We start from the raw sequence: 640 nt of genomic DNA on the forward strand, positions 1-640 counted from the left end.
GGGCAGGCCGGCGCCGGTGACCGCGGAGACCGCCACCGCCTCCACCGCGCCCAGCGACGTCGCGGCGATCTCCGCGCGGGCGCGGGTCAGCGCCGGGCCCGGGTCGGCCAGGTCCGCGCGGGTCACCACCAGCAGCCCGTACGCGACTCCGAGCGCGTCCAGCGCGGCCAGGTGTTCGGCCGACTGCGGCATCCAGCCCTCGTCGGCGCCCACCACGATCATCGCGGCCGGGACCGGACCGACGCCGGCCAGCATGTTCGGCACGAACCGTTCGTGCCCGGGCACGTCGACGAACGCCAGGGTGCCGCCGGAGGGCAGCGTGGTCCAGGCGAAGCCGAGGTCGATGGTCATGCCCCGGCGGCGTTCCTCCGCCCACCGGTCCGGCTCCATCCCGGTCAACGCCCGGACCAGGGTGGACTTGCCGTGGTCGACGTGCCCGGCGGTGGCCACGACCCACACTCGCTCAGCCCTCCACGCGCAGGATCGCCGCGCGGAGGCGGTCGTCGTCGGCCTCCGGCACGGCCCGCAGGTCCAGCAGCAGCCGCCCGTGCAGCACCCGGCCCAGCACCGCCGGGTCCCCGGCACGCAGCGGCGCGGCGTACCGCTCGGGCAGGCTCAGCGCCCACGAGTCCAGCTCGAC

Annotated in this window: 1 protein-coding gene; it reads right to left on the reverse strand. The window is 76.9% G+C overall.

Annotation, left to right across the window (positions count from 1 at the left end; genetic code table 11):
- The coding region (locus HUW36_RS33885; protein ID WP_174531705.1) for a GTP-binding protein at window positions 1-459 on the reverse strand (459 nt) is incomplete at its 3' end.
- Window positions 460-640: the final 181 nt, after the last annotated feature.

Source organism: Micromonospora maritima, assembly GCF_902825405.1.
Classification (GTDB): domain Bacteria; phylum Actinomycetota; class Actinomycetes; order Mycobacteriales; family Micromonosporaceae; genus Micromonospora; species Micromonospora maritima.